Annotated in this window: 14 protein-coding genes and 1 pseudogene; 8 read left to right on the top strand and 7 right to left on the bottom strand. The window is 47.6% G+C overall.

Translation table 11 applies throughout. The annotated features are described in order from the left end of the window. The first annotated feature begins 218 nt into the window (after nucleotides 1-218). From AM1_RS29475 to AM1_RS29455, 5 genes are all read left to right on the top strand, one after another. The gene (locus tag AM1_RS29475; protein WP_012166662.1) at nucleotides 219-2,813 is read left to right on the top strand and encodes a TonB-dependent siderophore receptor; all 2,595 of its coding nucleotides are present in this window, start codon (nucleotides 219-221) and stop codon (nucleotides 2,811-2,813) included. 32 nt (nucleotides 2,814-2,845) lie between these two features. After that, complete coding sequence (locus AM1_RS29470) at nucleotides 2,846-3,787, top strand: ABC transporter substrate-binding protein (RefSeq protein ID WP_012166661.1); 942 nt, start codon at nucleotides 2,846-2,848, stop codon at nucleotides 3,785-3,787. Between the two features lie 9 nt (nucleotides 3,788-3,796). Then, on the top strand, nucleotides 3,797-5,071 hold the full coding sequence (locus AM1_RS29465; RefSeq protein WP_012166660.1) for an MFS transporter: 1,275 nt from the start codon (nucleotides 3,797-3,799) through the stop codon (nucleotides 5,069-5,071). A 445-nt stretch (nucleotides 5,072-5,516) separates the two neighbouring features. Continuing rightward, nucleotides 5,517-6,173, top strand: coding sequence for an ABC transporter ATP-binding protein (locus tag AM1_RS29460; RefSeq protein WP_012166659.1), 657 nt, complete (start codon nucleotides 5,517-5,519; stop codon nucleotides 6,171-6,173). Continuing rightward, nucleotides 6,170-6,973, top strand: a complete 804-nt coding sequence (locus AM1_RS29455) for an ABC transporter permease (protein WP_012166658.1) — start codon at nucleotides 6,170-6,172, stop codon at nucleotides 6,971-6,973. Before AM1_RS29460 ends, AM1_RS29455 begins: the two co-directional genes overlap by 4 nt. A gap of 98 nt (nucleotides 6,974-7,071) precedes the next feature. Here AM1_RS29455 and AM1_RS29450 read toward each other — a convergent pair whose 3' ends face one another. Both AM1_RS29450 and AM1_RS29445 read right to left on the bottom strand, forming a co-directional pair. Beyond that, nucleotides 7,072-7,530, bottom strand: a complete 459-nt coding sequence (locus AM1_RS29450) for a hypothetical protein (RefSeq protein WP_012166657.1) — start codon at nucleotides 7,528-7,530, stop codon at nucleotides 7,072-7,074. Between the two features lie 20 nt (nucleotides 7,531-7,550). Continuing rightward, on the bottom strand, nucleotides 7,551-7,814 hold the full coding sequence (locus AM1_RS29445; protein WP_012166656.1) for an Asr1405/Asl0597 family protein: 264 nt from the start codon (nucleotides 7,812-7,814) through the stop codon (nucleotides 7,551-7,553). A gap of 368 nt (nucleotides 7,815-8,182) precedes the next feature. Here AM1_RS29445 and AM1_RS29440 point away from each other — a divergent pair, with 368 nt between their 5' ends. Continuing rightward, entirely contained in the window at nucleotides 8,183-8,710 is a 528-nt protein-coding gene (locus AM1_RS29440; RefSeq protein ID WP_012166655.1) for a DNA starvation/stress protection protein DpsA, read from the top strand. Nucleotides 8,711-9,230: 520 nt separating this feature from the next. Here the strand turns inward: AM1_RS29440 and AM1_RS29435 are convergent. The 4 genes from AM1_RS29435 to AM1_RS29420 all read right to left on the bottom strand — a co-directional run bounded on the left by AM1_RS29435 (nucleotide 9,231) and on the right by AM1_RS29420 (nucleotide 12,877). Continuing rightward, nucleotides 9,231-9,506 carry a heavy-metal-associated domain-containing protein gene (locus tag AM1_RS29435; RefSeq protein ID WP_012166654.1) on the bottom strand — a complete coding sequence of 92 codons (276 nt, stop codon included), beginning with the start codon at nucleotides 9,504-9,506 and terminating at the stop codon, nucleotides 9,231-9,233. Between the two features lie 22 nt (nucleotides 9,507-9,528). Then, nucleotides 9,529-9,915, bottom strand: a complete 387-nt coding sequence (locus AM1_RS40125) for a FeoC-like transcriptional regulator (RefSeq protein WP_012166653.1) — start codon at nucleotides 9,913-9,915, stop codon at nucleotides 9,529-9,531. 92 nt (nucleotides 9,916-10,007) lie between these two features. Next, a complete protein-coding gene (feoB, locus tag AM1_RS29425) occupies nucleotides 10,008-12,371 on the bottom strand; it encodes a Fe(2+) transporter permease subunit FeoB (protein WP_012166652.1) in 2,364 nt (787 codons plus the stop codon). Between the two features lie 2 nt (nucleotides 12,372-12,373). Further along, on the bottom strand, nucleotides 12,374-12,877 hold the full coding sequence (locus tag AM1_RS29420) for a FeoA family protein (protein WP_049783871.1): 504 nt from the start codon (nucleotides 12,875-12,877) through the stop codon (nucleotides 12,374-12,376). A gap of 520 nt (nucleotides 12,878-13,397) precedes the next feature. On the opposite strand from AM1_RS29420, the pseudogene AM1_RS29415 reads away from it, so the two are divergent. After that, nucleotides 13,398-14,249 (top strand): annotated as a pseudogene (locus tag AM1_RS29415) (cation diffusion facilitator family transporter). 24 nt (nucleotides 14,250-14,273) lie between these two features. On the opposite strand, the gene AM1_RS29410 reads toward AM1_RS29415, so the two are convergent. Further along, nucleotides 14,274-14,966 carry a Crp/Fnr family transcriptional regulator gene (locus tag AM1_RS29410; RefSeq protein ID WP_012166648.1) on the bottom strand — a complete coding sequence of 231 codons (693 nt, stop codon included), beginning with the start codon at nucleotides 14,964-14,966 and terminating at the stop codon, nucleotides 14,274-14,276. 294 nt (nucleotides 14,967-15,260) lie between these two features. Between AM1_RS29410 and AM1_RS29405 the strand changes: the two genes are divergently transcribed. Further along, nucleotides 15,261-17,573 (top strand): nitric-oxide reductase large subunit, encoded by a 2,313-nt coding sequence (locus AM1_RS29405; protein ID WP_012166646.1) that lies wholly within the window; start codon nucleotides 15,261-15,263, stop codon nucleotides 17,571-17,573. The last annotated feature ends 25 nt before the right edge of the window (nucleotides 17,574-17,598 follow it).

Below are 17,598 nucleotides of genomic sequence, written 5' to 3'. Positions count from 1 at the left end.
GCTCAGCTTAGAACCTTTATCAGACATAGGCTGTAAGAATTTGTCTAATTCCAAAAGGGTTGCCCAAACCTTTTGGAAGTTAAACCGTATCAATCACATCCATTATTCATCCGATCCTGCTGGGGATGAAAAAGATCCCGCTGGGAACTGACGCTCGATCCCAGCCGACCTAAGATGTCCTAATTAAGAATAATTATGAACAATTTTGGGTGTGAGGCATGGTCCGTAATCAACCGGGTAAGCTTGAGAAAGTTGCCCTGAGGCATTCAGGAGTCATCAGTTTAATGACGATAGTGTCATCAGGTTGGGGCCTAGCTGCGGTTGCCCAGCAGCTCAATGTTGAGAACGCTCAGAGTTCCCCTGTCGAATCGATCTCTACCCCGATTGAGACACCCTCCCAAGCGTCCCCAACGGTCGCTGAGTGGATGGCTCAAATTGAAGCCTCCCAGGTGGAAATTACGGCGGTTCGTCTACAGTCAACAGCGACGGGTCTGCAAGTGGTTCTTGAAACGGCTGTTGATGCGTTGTCCTTGCCTACCCCCACGGTATCCGGGAATGTGCTGACAGTAGAGATTCCCAACGCAGTGCTACAACTGCCTGAGGGGAATGACTTTGAGCAACCTAATCCCGCACTTGGGATTGACCGGGTGAGTGTGCGAAGCTTGCTTGGAGACAGGGTGCAGATAGAGATAGTAGGGACAAATGCACCACCTGTGGCCGAGGTTTCTGCAACATCCGCAGGTCTAGTGTTAGCAGTGACACCAGGAGCGATAGCCGATGGCGAGGACGAAGAGATTGAAATTACGGTGACAGCAGATCGGGATAGCTCCTACGTGGTGCCCAATGCCAGTACTGCAACTCGGACCGATACGCCGCTGCGCGACATCCCTCAATCGATCCAGGTGATTCCTAAGGAAGTGATTGAAGATCAGCAGGTGCTGCGTCTCAATGATGCCCTGCGTAATTCTAGTGGCGTGGTTTCTAGCTCTAACGATCAGCGAGGCCAGCGGTTTATTATCCGAGGCTTCAATTCTGGATCCGTCCTCAGGGATGGGTTCCGCCTTACCAATGGCGGAACGGGTAATTTCGGCTTTCCAGAACTCTCTAATTATGAGCAAATTGAGGTACTTAAAGGCCCCGCCGCTATTTTGTATGGTTTCTTAGAACCGGGTGGCGTGATTAACTTGGTCAGCAAGAAACCTACGGAAGAGCCATTTTATAAGCTATCGTTTCGAGCTGGAAATCGAGATTTGTATGAACCCAGTTTTGACATCTCAGGTCCACTTACTGAAGATAAACGCTTAGCCTATCGAATCAATGGCGTCTATCGAACTGAAGATTCCATTCGAGATTTTGACACGAGTATTCAAAAATTTTCCATTGCCCCCGTCTTGAGCTGGAAAATTAGCGAACAGACCGATCTACTACTCAGCTTTGACTACTCCTACGATCGTTTGCCCACAGACTTCGGCGGTCTCCCAGCTATTGGTAATCGGATTGCCGATGTCCCCTTCGAGCGGATCACTGGCGAGCCAGGTGATGATACAACCATTGAAACTTTGAGGGTAGGCTACCAGTTTGAACACCGCTTCAGCGATGCCTGGAAAGTACGGAATAGCTTTACATTCTATAGTTACTCCCCGGAGTTTGTATCTAATCTTGGATTTAGAATTAACGAAGCCACTGGGGATTTGAATCGAATCTGGGTGCAGAACGCTCAGCCAATTGACAACTTTGAACTGCAAACTAATGTGGTGGGAAAGTTTGCTACAGGGCCTGTTCAGCATACGCTCTTAGCTGGCGTTGATCTTTATCGACGGGATTTCTATGCCCTCGGTCGCATTGACTTTTCACCCCAGCCACCCTTCAATATCTTCAATCCTGTATATGGTATCCCTCGACCCGCTAGTTTTAATGATCCTCTTCCGCAAACAGACTTTAGCCGCACTGACTCATTGGGGATCTTCCTCCAGGATCAGGTCACCTTACTGGATAATCTTCATCTTCTGGTGGGTGCTCGCTACGATACTGTTCGGCAAACGACCGAGGATTTGGAGGTAGGGAACCGTTCAACCCAAAGTGATGATGCCATCAGCCCCCGAGCAGGTATCGTTTATCAGCCCATCGAAGAGCTATCCTTGTTTGCCAGCTACAGTACCTCCTTCTCTCCCAACTCTGGTACAACTATTGCAGGTGATTTATTAGACCCTGAGCGCGGTGAGCAGTTTGAAGTAGGTCTAAAAACTGAACTGCTTGGGGGAAGATTCTCGGGTAATTTAGCTTTTTTTGAAATCACTAAGAAAAACGTCGCCACCCTAGATCCGAATTCTCCACCTGGAGAGTCTTTCTCAATTCCTACTGGAGAGCAACGCAGCCGTGGGATTGAGCTAGATTTAATTGGCGAGCTGCTGCCGGGTTGGAATTTGGTCGCAAATTATGCCTACACCGATGCCAAAATTACCCAAAGCAATGATGGCATTCAGGGAAATCGCGTGTTTGGGGTTCCTAGACATAATTTCAATCTGTGGAGTACCTATGAGGTGCAGCAAGGTCCCCTTGAAGGATTGGGGTTCGGGCTGGGATTTAACTTTGTCAGCGATCGTTTCGGGGACAATGCCAACAGTTTTGTTTTAGAGGACTATTTCCTCACTAATGCTGCCTTGTTCTACGAGCGCAACAATTGGAAAGTGGCCCTCAACCTCCGCAATCTCTTTGATGTTGACTTTATTGATAGTTCTGAAGGGAACCGCGTCTTTGAGAACAGACCCGGAGAGGGGTTTACGATTATTGGTTCAGTTTCCTTTGAGTTTTAGTTAAAAACGCTTTGTCTGATGACCAAACTGAGATGAAAATAAGTCTAAAACAGTTCGGGTGGCGGATGGTCCTCTCTGCCCTGATTTTCTGTCTGTTGGCAGCCTGCCATCAGGCGGTTCAAAACACTGGAGTATCGACCGAAACCCGTCTCATCGAACATGCTATGGGACGCTCCCAAGTCCCCCTAGTGCCGCAGCGCGTGGTTACCTTGGATTCAGCCCCCTTGGATGCCGCCTTAGCCCTTGAGGTAAAGCCTGTTGGTTCCGCAGGCTGGGATGGAGAATTTGCGGAATATCTGGGTGATCGCACGATTGGTATCGCTGCGGTAGGAACCCCTAATGGACCCAGTTTGGAAGCCATAATCGAACTTAAGCCTGACCTGATTCTGGGGAGTAAGGTTGTCGCAGAGAAGATCTATCCACAACTGATGCAAATTGCACCGACAGTGCTGACAGAGGAAACGGGCCGTGACGGCAACTGGCCTGATAACTTAAGGCTGTACGCTGATGCTTTGGGTAAGCGTGATCTTGCCGAGCAACTGTTGAAGACCTATCGAGATCGAATTGCCGCTCTCAAACAACAGATGCAGAATGCTCAAGAGACAGTTGTTTCCATCGTTGCTTCTCACCAAGGAGCGGTCTATTTCTATAGTGAAAAAAGCTTTGCGGGCACAATCTTTAAGGAACTGGGATTTAAGCGCCCCCCCATTCAAACCCGACCGCCCATCCACGTGGGTTTAGTATCGAACGAATCCTTTGAACAACTGGATGGAGACTATATTTTCCTATTAACGGGCAAAGTTAGACAGCAGCTTTCCCTGAACGAGTTTATTAAGGATCCCCTTTATTCGCAATTATCAGCCGTCAAAAAGGGAGAAATCTATGACGTGCCATCAGAGGTTTGGGCTGGTGGTCGCAATATTCTTGCAGCCCATCGGGTCTTGGATGACATTACTAAAGTTATGGTGAAGTGAGCCGAATCAATGCGAACCTTTATCCTCATTTGGTTCGGCCAGCTCATCTCGACCGTCGGCAGCTACATGACCTACTTTGCCCTGATTCTCTGGGCTTGGCAGTTAACTGGCTCGGCGACGGCCCTGGCCTTAGTGGGCTTTTTTTTTCAAGTGCCGCAGATTCCCATCACCCTGATCGCAGGTCTAATTGTCGATCGGGTCAACCGCAAAACTTTAATGATTTTTGGGGATGCGATCGCCGCTCTATCTACCCTTGGCCTCGGTACGCTCTATCTCACTGATGGCCTAGCCATTTGGCACCTCTATCTTTTTGCCGCCATTAACGGTGGCTTTGGGCAAATTCAGCAGTTGGCCTATCAAGCCTCCGTTTCTTTGCTCGTTTCCGAGGCGCAACTGATACGGGCCAATAGCATGAATGCCGCAGTACATTATGGTTCTTCCATTCTCAGCCCCGCCTTGGCCGGGGTACTGTATCCCGCTATCGGGCTGCTTGGTATTTTAGGCATTGATTTGGTTACTTTTGCGGGAGCGATTGCCACCCTGATTTTTGCCATTATTCCCCAACCCGTGCATACTGATCCTGAGCCGAAAACATTAACACATTCGCTTACCTTTGGGTTTCGCTACATCTGGAAACAGCCTCACCTCAAGGCACTCTTGCTGATCACAGCCCTGTTTTGGTTTTTCCATGATCTCGGTGGAGCCATTTATAACCCCATGCTTTTGGCCCGTAGCAACGGCAGTGCTCAGGTCTTAGCCAGCACCGGAGCCGCTGCTGGAATTGGGGGAGTGATAGGCGCGATTATTCTCACTATTTGGGGTGGACCCAAACGCCGGATGCAGGGCATATTGATTGGGTTCATGGGTGCAGGTCTCGCGAAAACTATCTTTGGATTTGGGCGATCGCTTCAGGTCTGGATTCCAGGTCAATTTTGTTCCTCACTCAACTTTCCATTGTTAAACAGCTCCGAAACCGCCCTCTGGATGGAGAATACAGCACCAGAGATTCAGGGGCGCGTATTTGCGGCCAACTCGCTGGTCCATAAGGGACTGAAGGCAGTGGCTTCTCTGATTGCCGGTCCTCTTGCCGATCGCATCTTTGAACCGCTAGTGCAATCAAAGGTCGTTACTGGAACGATTGGGCCTGTGTTTGGGACTCAGCCTGGTGCAGGTATTGCCTTGCTATACGTTCTTACATCGCTAGCGTTAATCTGGGTGGGGATAGGTGGTTACTGCTTACCTGTACTACGTCAAGTTGGTAAGACGATGCCCGTTACTAACTAGCACTGAAACACCTCTTTTTGGGTACTTGTAATCACTGATTTATAGCAAGAAGATGTTTAAGTTGATCAAAACTCGCACGGGACGTTCCGAGATCCTAACCCACAAGCTTAGTCACTATTTTAGGGACTAACGGTGACGGTCTTTTGGCTGGACAGACCCAAATTCTAGTCCTTTCTCGAATTTTCCTCAAAGATCTAGAGCTAGTTATTTTTGAAGAAGCGTCTCCGCGACTTGATGTAAACACTAAACGCTGGACTAAGCGGGCCGCAGCGCAGATGCTAAAACACCCAATTTGGTGTTCGCTATTCACTTCTAGCCAATCCTCAATCTGTTTCACTCGAATGCTGAATGCCAACCGGATTACCAGTAGAATTCAGAATACAGTGCAACCAAAAAGAGCATCAAACCTACTCCCCATGAGACATCACTCTATTTCTACCCAGCTATGTCCTCTCCCCTTCTATCCGCTGCTCAGATTGGTCGCAAGATTGAACATCACTGGATTTGGCAGCACCTAGATTTTGAGCTATTCCCTGGTGAACGTCTTGCTATCATTGGTCCTTCTGGAGTCGGCAAAAGCCTCTTACTCAGAGCAATTGCTGGTTTAGATGCGTTGCAAGCAGGTCAACTCACCTTTCACGGTCAGCCTTTGTCAGGCTTTTCAATGCCTGAGTATCGTGCCCAAGTCATCTACCTCCATCAGCGGCCTGCACTGCTGGAAGGGACCGTTGTATTTAATTTGCAGCAGGTTTATCAATTGGCCATTCACCACCCTAAAGCTTATAACCAAGAACAAATCTTAGAATATTTATGGCCCCTTGGACGTCAGCTTGAGTTCCTGCATCATTCTGTTAACAACCTATCTGGTGGAGAAGCACAAATTGTGGCTTGTCTAAGGGCCTTACAGCTCTCGCCCCAAGTGTTGCTTTTAGACGAACCGACTGCCTCTATGGATGAAAGTACCGCCCAGCAAATCGAAGTTTTGGTGAATCAATGGCAACAGGAAGATTCTTCACGCTGCTGTATTTGGACTAGTCATAATGTGAAACAACTTCAGCGGGTGACGGATCGATCTTTGACCCTCACCAGAAAGCCGCAATGAACCAGAGTTATATTCCAATCAGTGATTTTCAACTGGCGCTTGCTGCAGGCTTGATTTTCGTCAATATTGGTCTTTCTTTTGCCTTGCAGTTGGGTCTCGCCAAAAGCTTGGGTATTGCAGCCATCCGAATGGTCGTGCAGCTTTTATTAGTTGGATATATCTTGGCGTGGGTCTTTGCTCTTGATAATCCTTGGTTAGTGTTTTTCGTCGCTTTAATGATGAGTGTGATTGCGGGGAATGCCTCCGTCAACCGGACTCAGCGGCGATTCCCCGCAATTTTTTGGCGGAGTTTGCTTTCAATCCTAGCTTCGAGTGCATTGGTTACGGGCCTGTTAGTGGGTGGAATCATTCAGATTGATCCTTGGTATAACCCGCAGTATGTCATTCCGTTATTGGGAATGGTATTGGGAAACACGCTGACGGGAACATCCTTAGCACTGGATCGGTTGATGGAAGATTTAGTCAGACAGCAATCTCAAATTGAAGCTCTCCTGGCACTGGGAGCAACCCGCTGGGAAGCAGCCAATTCGATGATTCGGGATGCAATTCGGACGGGCATGATTCCCACCATCAATTCCATGATGGTCGTGGGATTAGTCAGCTTACCAGGGATGATGACAGGGCAAATTTTAGGAGGAGTTGCTCCCACGGATGCCGTGCGCTATCAAATTGTTATCTTCTTCACCATTGCAGCGGGAACGGCACTGGCTTGCATGGGCATTGTGATGCTGGCGTTTCAGGTTTTGTTCACTCCTGAGCATCAGCTGCGCTTAGATCGATTACAAAAGCGAGAAAGATAAGTCTGGAGGTAATTCCCTAGCTCAGGCAAACCATCTTTGTTTGAAGAAGTCTTTTCTACTGATGGCTGAATGGAGCAAGGGGGATCGCCCTTTGTCTCCTATTGGTGGAGGCTGATAAAATCCTTCAGAAACCAGGGAAAGCAGAGTCGGACTCGCATTAAACTAACTCCAAATAGCCAAAACCACATCCCCCCTAAAATGAGCATCACAGTGCGAGGATTTGATGAGTATTCTTGCCAAATGATTGGCCCAAACAAAACAACCACCACCCCCGTAAAAATCAAGAACAACTCCCAAACAGCAAGGTAATAGTGAACTCTCAGCCTACGCTCATTTTTTCGCTCAATCGTAATCGTACCCGTCGTAATTGAACTCAGTCGATTCCCACGCCTCACTGCTCGAAACTGCCCACCTCGAAATCTGACCCAATGACCAGAATATCGAATATTTTTGGCCCGTTCTATCTCTAATGCTCGAATTATTCGATGCAGAATTTCCTCATCCTTTATGTGAGGAAGCTCCAATTCAAAAACGCCCTGCAAGCTAAAAGGAAACATAGCATCACCCTTTGAGTGAGTTATTTCTTAAACCGATATGAATATAACTGCCAACATTTCTCTAGTTCCCATATGAGCTGCTGGCAAGGTTGCGAAACCCGACGTGAAATACTCCATAGCTGAATGGCCTTTTCAGGAGTATCAACCTGAATCGTCAATGGTTGATAAGCTGAGCAATCACAGGCAATATCAAGTTCCTGGAGACGGCGATAAATCACCCATCGATTCTGACAATGTATTTCAACAGTAATACTGTTCTTTGAGACCTGACGTTTAGATTCCATTTTTCACCTCTCACTCCTACTAACAAACTATGTTGAGTTTTATGATTTCTATATCAAAGCTTGAACATATATTCAGGGCAGAATGAAAATAATTATCAATAATATTTGAACTTAGAATTCTGTTGCTTGAACCACGTTGAACCTGTCGATGAATAAAACTCTAAAGGCTGTTAGGATAAAGGCATCTGAAGCATATTAATTGGTTAAAATTGCTGAGATAAATGAGTTGTCAATAGTTTATATGTGGTTATTTGACTGACGGATATAGGGTTTTTGTTTACTGAGGATTGACTCGCTTTTTGATACCTTTATTCGTTTTCTTGTTTAGCCCTATCAATTGAAATGTTGAGTTTTGAGAGGAGACCGTTATGCCAGATACCGTTGCACAATCATTCAATCAAATTTCAGAAAATGTATTGCATCTAGAACGCTCGATTACAGAACCCGTTTGTGAGGGGATGAACATCCTGCTAGCCAGCTTTCAGGCGCTATATCTTCAGTATCAGAAACATCACTTCGTAGTTGAGGGAGCTGAATTTTACAGCCTTCATGAATTTTTCCATGAGAGTGCGGGTGAAGTAAAAGGCCATGTTCATGAATTAGGAGAACGTCTCAATGGCCTGGGTGGAGTTCCGGCTGCGAGCTTTACCAAACTGGCGGAACTCTGCTGCTTTACCCCAGAAGCAGATGACGCCTTTGATTGTCGCACTATGGTGGAACATGATTTGGCTGCAGAACAGTCATTAATAGAACTACTCCGCCGACAGACATCACAGGCAGAGAGCTTGGGCGATCGGGGAACCCGATTCCTGTACGAAAAAATGCTAGTTGAGACTGAAGAGCGAGCCTATCATCTTGCCCACTTCTTAGCGCCAGATACTTTGGTGCAGAGATAGTGCGAATATTCTGAATATCACCTAAGTGAGGCTGAATCATACCATCATCTTTTGAGTGAATGATTGTCTGCAATGTGGGAATGTCTCTCTGATATCTAGAATTGGTTTTTCCGTCTAGAGCCTGAAATAGGATCAGGCTCTAGACGGTGTTGTGTGAGGAAATTCCACTATAACTTTATTGAAATTGGTTATCAATAGTATTTCGACAGAGAAGTGATAGATTGACTGTTACCGCCCAGGCTGAAATCATATTGCTGAGAATCAACACATCTCGTTCTCTAGAACTAAGTTTTATATACAGTAGCTATAGATCAGCAGTCATCAGCTAAACCAACAAACACTCCATCGAACAAGTTGGCGGCGATAAGGTCTGGGCTAGATGTTAATTCTTTTAGTCGACTAATGATGGTTTGTTAATCTCGGGAGAAATAATTCTTTCGTTATCAAGAGCTAATGCGCTGATCATCAGTCATTCCAGCCATTAGATTTATCTGACAGAACATAACTAAAGAATCAATATCTATTCAGAGTGCTTTAACCCAGACCTTTTTTCCTGCCAACAATCTGCTTGGTATCCAGTGGGTTCTAAAGCGCTAGCCAAAGAAGCAAAATCAACCTCTCTATTCTCAATGATCGCAACATTCACTTGTTTTTTGGATAATTTAACTTGTACTTTTTTGACTCCTGAAACTTTTTTCAAGGCTTCCTTGACGGTTTGAGCGCACATTTCACAGTGTAAATCTTCAATGTGAAGTTGAATTTCATTAGTTGGAGCTGAACGAGAAAACCAAGACATTGTGATTCTCCTGATGCAATTATCACTCCTCTTTTGGCTTCTTTCCGGCCTTGCAGTCATGTAAAATCACTGCATATTTAATAGCATTTTGCTCACTTTTTTTTGGATCTTCTTCTTCCAGGGAATGGATGCTGTGGATTTGAGCTTTTGTCATCAATTTTTTGGGCAAATGGGACGCACCTAGCTGAGCTTGATCGACCCATTCGTAGAACTCGATCGTGTCCGGGTTACAGAATGTACAGCCATGGCAATGTTCTGGGATTGGTAACTTGCGAACCCTTCCTTTGTGAACGAGTTTAGTGAGCATATGTCGAAGGGCATCACCATCCATATGAAAATGGAGCTCCATTTCTGCCAGGGAAACTCGGTGATAATCGAGGACAAAGTCTTGTAACTCTTTGAGAATCATTATTCTTGCTCTGATTTGAGGAGTTGAAGCCCAATGAGGATAATAAGTAAGGTAGAACCTTAATGCCTTATTATCCCCAAGGGCAGAGAGTTCTAACTTTTTCCTGCGGTTGCCTTTGGCCTACTTGTGTTTTGTCTAGGGCTGATAGAGACAGCATTTCGCTTGGTACCGAGGGTCTTTAGAAGGCCGATTACAGCTACCATCACCACTGCTCCGCTACCCAGCCAGACGGTAGAGAACCCTGGATGTTGGGCAAAAGTGGCCACCTGATAAAACATCGTTGCCACCCAATAGGCCAAGCCAGTCGTCCAAGCTGCCACTAATGCCGTCCATCCTAAATTGGTTTCTCGGTAAACCGCCCCAGTCGCTGCCACACAAGGAAAATACATCAGCACGAACAAGAGGTAAGCAAAGGCCGCCGTTGAAGTGCCAAACCGCTGAGCCATTTGACCAAAGGTGCTTGTGGAAAGTTCTTGTTCTTCAGCCACTGCACTCTGATCTTGGACATCGCCAACATTTAATCCCAGCGGATCGAGCAGTTGATTCCCTAAACTAACCATATTGGTCGGGATGCTAACCAAGGCAGCCTGAAGATTCTCACCGAAATTAAAGGGAGGATCTGCCTCACCTTGGGGTGCTGCTTCTTCAGCCAGTTGACCGTAGAGTGAATCCAACGATCCCACCATGGCCTCCTTGGCAAAGACACCTGTAAAAATGCCCACCGTCGCTGGCCAATTCTCGGCTTGAACGCCCATAGGGGCAAACATAGGCGTAATGGTTCGACTGCTAGCTGACAACACTGAGTTTTGGCTATCCTGCTGACCAAAGGAACCATCTGTCCCCACGGAATTTAAGAAGGCCAGAACCATCACCATCAGCACAATCATCTTGCCCGCTTTCAGCAAGAAGGTTTTGAGTCGGTCTCCAGCCCGCAGAAAAACACCTTTAAGTTTAGGAATATGGTAGGGAGGCAATTCCATCACCAGCGGGGAGGCCTCGCCCTGCATAATCGTGTTTTTCATTACAAACCCAGTAAATACGGCAGCAGCGATCCCAATAAGGTATAGGCCAAATACCAAATTCTGACCATTACGGGGAAAAAAGGCCGCTGCAAACAGCGCATATACAGGCAACCTGGCCCCACAGGACATAAACGGATTCATCATGATCGTCATCAGGCGATCGCGTCGGTTTTCCAAAGTTCGAGTCGCCATAATTGCCGGTACATTACAGCCAAATCCCACCAGCATGGGAATAAACGATTTACCTGGCAAGCCGACAAATCGCATCAGCTTATCCATCACAAACGCGGCTCTGGCCATATAGCCTGAATCTTCTAGCAATGCCAGAATCAGAAACAGCAGGCCAATTTGGGGGATAAACGTCGCGACGGTTTGGATGCCACTCCCGGCGGCGGTGACGATACCCGTGAACCAGCCCGGTGCACCAACGGACTCCAGCCAGGTTTGAGGCGCATCTACAACCAGTGTCCCCACGGCAATATCGAAAAAGTCGATAAAGGCCCCACCGATATTGATGGCAATGAAAAACATCAAATACATCACCACCAAAAATAGGGGAATGCCAATCCAGCGGTTAAGGACGACCTGATCAATCTGATCCGATTTGGAGTGGCTAACCTGATGGGTTTGTTGAACCGCTGCTTGCATGAGGCTGCGGATATAGCCGTAGCGAGTATCCGCTACCAAAATATCGATATCTTCATGCAATAACTGGTGAACTTGGCGGCGATGTTTGGCAATGATTTGCTCAAGCTGCTGTCCCTGCAACTCTGGGGCCACCCGATTTTCATATTCCAGCAACTTTAAGGCGGTCCAGCGAGGGGCAATTTTAGGATTATGCCCCTGCTGCTGAACAATAGGCTCTAGCTGATGGATGGCATCTTCAATCACCGCTGGATAGGTGACAAAGGTGGGATGATTTTTCGGATCATCAACATAGCTATTAATAATATCTTTGATTTCGTGGATGCCCTCTCCTAGAAACGCGCTCATGGAACTCACAGGACAGCCGATGCGATGAGATAACACCTGCGCATCAATGTCCAAGTCGTGATCCTGAGCAATGTCCATCATGTTTAAGGCCACCACCATGGGTAGTCCCATTTCCATGATTTGGGTGGTGAGGTAGAGATTTCGCTCCAAGTTAGAGGCATCGACAATATTCAAAATTAAATCGGCCTCGGTGGACAGTAGATAGTCGCGGGCAATCACTTCATCTAGCCCCGTACTGTCATCTTCGCCATCTAGGGAATACACCCCAGGCAAATCCACCACCGTCGTTTTGGTGCCGTTGTAGTGATAGTGTCCCGTTTTCTGATCAACGGTCACCCCTGGCCAATTACCCGTTCTCTGGTTCGTTCCAGTTAAATCGTTAAAAAGAGTGGTTTTACCACAGTTTGGGTTGCCAATTAAGGCAATGGTCGGTGTTGACATGACTATTCCTGCACCTCTTGGACAATCAATAAGGCAGCCTCCGCTTGACGAAGGCTAAGGCGAAACCCTCGAACTTTGATTTCTACGGGATCACCGAGGGGAGCTATATGGGTCACGGTAAATTCAGTGCCAGGGGTAAGACCCATGGCCAATAGCTTCTTTTTATAGGCTCTAAGGTCTGGGGTATCCGTATCCGCAAAACCTTTGACCTTGCCTGTTTGGTGAAGCTGGAAATCTTTAAGGGTTAAGGGGGCGATTTGTTCCATGTTGGCAGGGTCTCTCATGACGTTTTCTGGAGCTGTTAACGGCTGATCCGACACTAAAATTTGCTCAGCAATATCCTGGTTGAGACCAATGCGGGTTTCGCCGATGCGAACCACCAAATTGCCAGCGACCATCTGTAAGATTTCAATGGCGGTCCCGGGTGCCAGCCCCATACCGATTAGTTGATTCGTCTTGGCACTTTTTTGATAGCCAACAATCCACAGTTGTTGTGGCGGTTGCATATTTGCCAAGCTCTGACAAGAATTAGGTAGGTCCATACAGGTTAATCGTCACAACCAGAATTTCCTCAACAAGAGAATCAGAAACGGTCTGCTGACCAGTCGTATCAGCAGAATCTAAAAATATAATTTTGAAAAGATCAAAGCATTACTGTTGATCGCAGCAGCAAGCTGTTGGACATTTGATAGCCATTCCTAACTAACTCACGAGCTGTCTACATGAAATGCTAGATGTATAGCTTATTCAATTAATAGTAATTATCAATAAGCAGCCTTTTTGCGTCTACTCTTTTTAGACTGTTTTAATGAAGTTGTCGTTCGTCAAGACCGTGGAAATTCCTCCACTACAATCAATTCGACTCAGAAAATGGGTTATCGAGTTTCCATAACAATAAATAATAATTTTGATTTAAATCAATAAATTACTTGTTCTACTGGCTTCTAAAAGTTGCAGTAAGCCACATCAATGATTGATGATTGCTCTCAATAGCAGGTCTCAAGTAAAAACATCCCCAGTAGCTCCATGACCCTTGATAATCGCCAAGATGTGCGTAATGTGCTCGTCACAGTCTTGTTTTTAAATGTGACCGTGATGCTCATTAAGGTTGGGCTGGGATGGTGGACAGGGTCCCTCAGTTTATTTGCAGATGCCCTCCATAGCATTACGGATAGTGCCAATAATGTCCTGGGATTAACGATGAACCGATTGGCATCCCCCGAACCGGATCGAGAACATCCCTATGAACACCAGAAATTCGATGCCATTGGCGCATTGGGCATTGCAGCCTTTTTAGGAATTGCCTGTTTTGAGATTTTAGAAGGGCGGTGGGCCATCTGGTTAACCCAGGGTCTTTAGTAGAGATGTCTCCTCAAGTCTTAGAGCTATTGTTGGTGGTGCTGGTCATTAATATTGGGGTGGCGGTGTATGAACGTCGAGTGGGTGAGCGGGTCGACAGCAGTATTCTGCTATCAGATGCCCAACATACGATGAGCGATATTTGGGTCACTGCCATGGTTATGCTCGGCTTGGTCGGTGTGGGGTTTGGCTATCAGTGGGTCGATGTGCTGTTGGCATTTCCAGTCTGCGTGTTGGTGTTGGCTGGTGGATAAAATGGCTATTGCCCCAGAAGCCATCCATGACGCCGTCATTAATGTGCCTGGAGTCCTCAACTGTCACGATATTGCTTCACGGGGGGTGTTGGGACGACAAGCTTTTATCGAAATGCACCTGGTGGTTGACTCAGATAGTGTTGAAGTGGCCCATCAAATCACAGAAAAGGTGGAAGCCATTCTGGACCAAAAGTATGCCCCTGTCCGGGCCACGACTCACCTCGAACCCAAGTCTTATTCATCCGAGCAAATTAGTTTTGTGTAGTACCTGCAACGCGGAATAGAAAGCCTAATCAGGAGTTTCTGGGGATTGAATTAAGACTGTGAGGCGATCTCGATCTAGTATCGTCACTTTGGAACCTGAGATCGCAATCATGCCATCACTACTGAGTTGATAAAACGCCCGAGACAGAGTAGCAGGGATAGTCCCCAGCCTTGCTGCCAGTTGGCCTTTGGTTAGGTCCAGATAGACCGTATCGCTGACCGTATCACCCAAACTTAACAGGTAGGTTGCCAAACGCTGAGGCACACTCTTAAACGACAGTTGTTCAACCAATTGGGCCAGATGGCGCAGATGGCTAAAGAGGCTAACCAACATTTGTACCGCCACATCAGGATTGTGATGGAGAAAATCCAGAAACGGGTAGCGCGGAAAAAAAATCAGGTCTGCAGGTTCCAGAGCTGCAGCGGAAGCCGGAAAGGATTGGCCATCTAAAGCCGGAACATCCGCAAAGTTATCCCCCTCGGTAAAAATATTCAAAATTTGCTCTTTGCCTTTGGCAGACATCTGAAAAACTTTAACTCGCCCCGACTTCACAAAATAAAATCCCGTCGCCTCTTGGTCTGGGTGGAAGATTTGCTCACCCTTCTTAAAGGGTTGAATTTGAGCAGTTTGGGTCAGGGCCTGGCGTTGTTCTGCGGATAAGCCACGAAAAATCACGGTTGTCTCTAACCAATCTGCTACGTCAGCGGTGTCTATCATCTACCTACACTCTGCCCAGAATCCCAAGTATGACGAAGGCCTGTAAACAGCCTCGACAGCACATTAGCCCCTTGCTAAGACTCTGCAACTTTAAATAGCCGAGACTCAGATTTAAGTATCTTTTAATTGGTTGCTTGACTTAAGTCAAAGAATGAGCCGAACTGAGTCTCTTAGAGTGAGAGGCATCTCCTCCAGACCCGCTCAGCATTGGACGAACCTAGCTCTTCGGGTTCGACTCCTCCCCACTTATAAAAGGGGCTGTTAGGAGCAAAACTATTTTTGGGGATTGCAACGATGGCCAACCCAGCTTTTGATAACACTGTAGCGACGAACTTGAGATCGCGCCGCCCATCTATGGGCTTACCCGCATGGCTAGCCCTGATTTGTATCGTCACCTTTACCGTTCTACTCACGGCGGGGGCAGCCATTTATAAAAATGCACCGCCCATCCCCGCTCAGATCGTGTCGCCTCAACAGGAAACGATCCTTACCCAGACCGATATTCAATCCGGCCAAGAAACCTACCTGGCCCGAGGCGGCCAGCATATTGGCAGTGTCTGGGGACATGGCAGCTATCTAGCTCCAGACTGGACCGCAGATGTCCTCCATCGCTGGGGATTAGCCACTGCGGGTGTCCTGTATGACGGTGATCCTGACTTCAGTCAAGCGGATTTCGAACAATTATCAGAGGTTGACCGCGCCACCCTGACCGTCCAAGTCCAGCAGAACTTTAAGGCCAATCGTTACGATACCCACTCGGACACCTTGGCCCTCACCTCAGCCCAAACTCAAGGACTACAGAGGGTCTTTGAAGACTATCAAACCTTGCTCTCCCAAGGATCTTCGATCCACTCCATTCCTAGTGGCTGGTTTGCTGATGAGGGACAAATCCACTCGGTTACTGCCTTTTTTAGCTGGACCGCCTGGGCAGCCTCAGCCAACCGCCCCAATGCTCCCTTCTCTTACACCGCTAACTTTCCCCACGATGATCTGATTGGTAATCAAGCGCCTGGACAATTTCTGATCTGGTCCATTGTGTCAGTGGTGGTCTTAATTGCAGCCATTGCTTTTTTCTTGTTTGTCTACATTACCCAAGAAGATGCGGAAGACGTACAGCCCGTCACCACCCGCCCTGCCATTCGCCTCGCCACCCCTAGCCAGAAAGTGACAACCCTCTTTTTTGGTGTGGCGATGATCCTTTGTTTGGTTCAAATCCTGATGGGCATGGTGACGGCCCACTATGCTGTCGAGGGAGAGGGTTTCTATGGAATTCCCATTCAGCAATATATGCCTTATGCTGCTTCCCGCACCTGGCACTTACAGCTTGCTGTCTTTTGGATTGCCACTTGCTGGTTGGCAGCAGGGCTGTATTTTGGCCCCCGCTTTGGCAAACATGAACCGAAATTTCAAGCCTGGGGCAATGGCGGACTATTGGCCGCCCTTACCGTGGTTGTCGTCGGTTCTTTGTTAGGCACTTGGGCCGGTGTCCAGGGCTGGCTAGGAGATAAAAGTTTCTGGTTCGGTCACCAAGGCTATGAGTATGTAGAGCTGGGCCGTCTTTGGCAGTTGCTGTTAATTGGTGGCATGGTGTTTTGGCTATGGCTGATGTTCCGAGCCCTGAAACCCGCCCTTAAGGCGGAAGGCAACAAAACGGGACTCAATCATTTCTTCCTGTACAGCGCCATTACCATTCCCTTGTTTTATGCGTCCGGCTTGATGTATTCCAACCATACGCCCTTGAGCATTGCCGAATATTGGCGTTGGTGGGTGGTCCATCTTTGGGTTGAGGGATTCTTTGAAGTGTTTGCCACGGTGGCGATTGCCTACCTTTGCAGCGAACTGGGCTTTCTGAAACGATCGACTGCACTGAAAGCCACCTACCTCACCACGATTCTCTATCTAGGGAGTGGTGTGATTGGCACACTCCACCATCTCTACTTTGCGGGCACCCCGGTCTTTATTACGGCGATGGGGTCTGTAGCCTCGGCTCTAGAGGTGGTCCCTCTTACCCTCATCGGGTTTGAAGTCGTTAAGTCCCTGAAGCTCTCTAAAGAGGCTCAAGGCTTTTATCGGCTACCCCTTAAGTTTTTTATCGCCACTTGTTTCTGGAATCTAGTGGGTGCTGGTGTGTTTGGCTTCCTGATCAATCCACCGATTGTTCTGTACTATTCCCAAGGTCTAAATACAACTCCCATTCATGCCCACTCCGCCCTGTATGGCGTATATGGCTCCCTCGCCATCGCCCTAATGCTATTTGCCTTACGGGAAATCACGCCGGATCATGCCTGGGATGAGAAAAATTTCAACTTCTCTTTTTGGTGGATTAACGGGGGCTTAGTGATCATGATGGTATTTGGCTTGATTCCCAACGGCTTCTATCAACTGGTGCAGTCCATCAACCATGGCACTTGGTATGCCCGCAGCGCAGAGGTCATCAATTCCGCCTGGATGCACTGGACCGTTTGGCTGAGAATTCCTGGCGATATGGTCTTTGCTGTGGGGGCTTTGGTACTGGTGATGAGCGTTGGTCGAGCTGTGATTGCCATTTGGCAACAGCCCACTCAAGCACAACCTCCAGCACTTACTACTGAGATTACCTCTCTTTGATTTCATCCATACCCTAATGTCTGTT

The sequence above is a fragment of the Acaryochloris marina MBIC11017 genome (assembly GCF_000018105.1).
In the GTDB taxonomy this organism is placed as follows: domain Bacteria; phylum Cyanobacteriota; class Cyanobacteriia; order Thermosynechococcales; family Thermosynechococcaceae; genus Acaryochloris; species Acaryochloris marina.
This window is presented reverse-complemented; position numbering and strand designations above follow the sequence as displayed.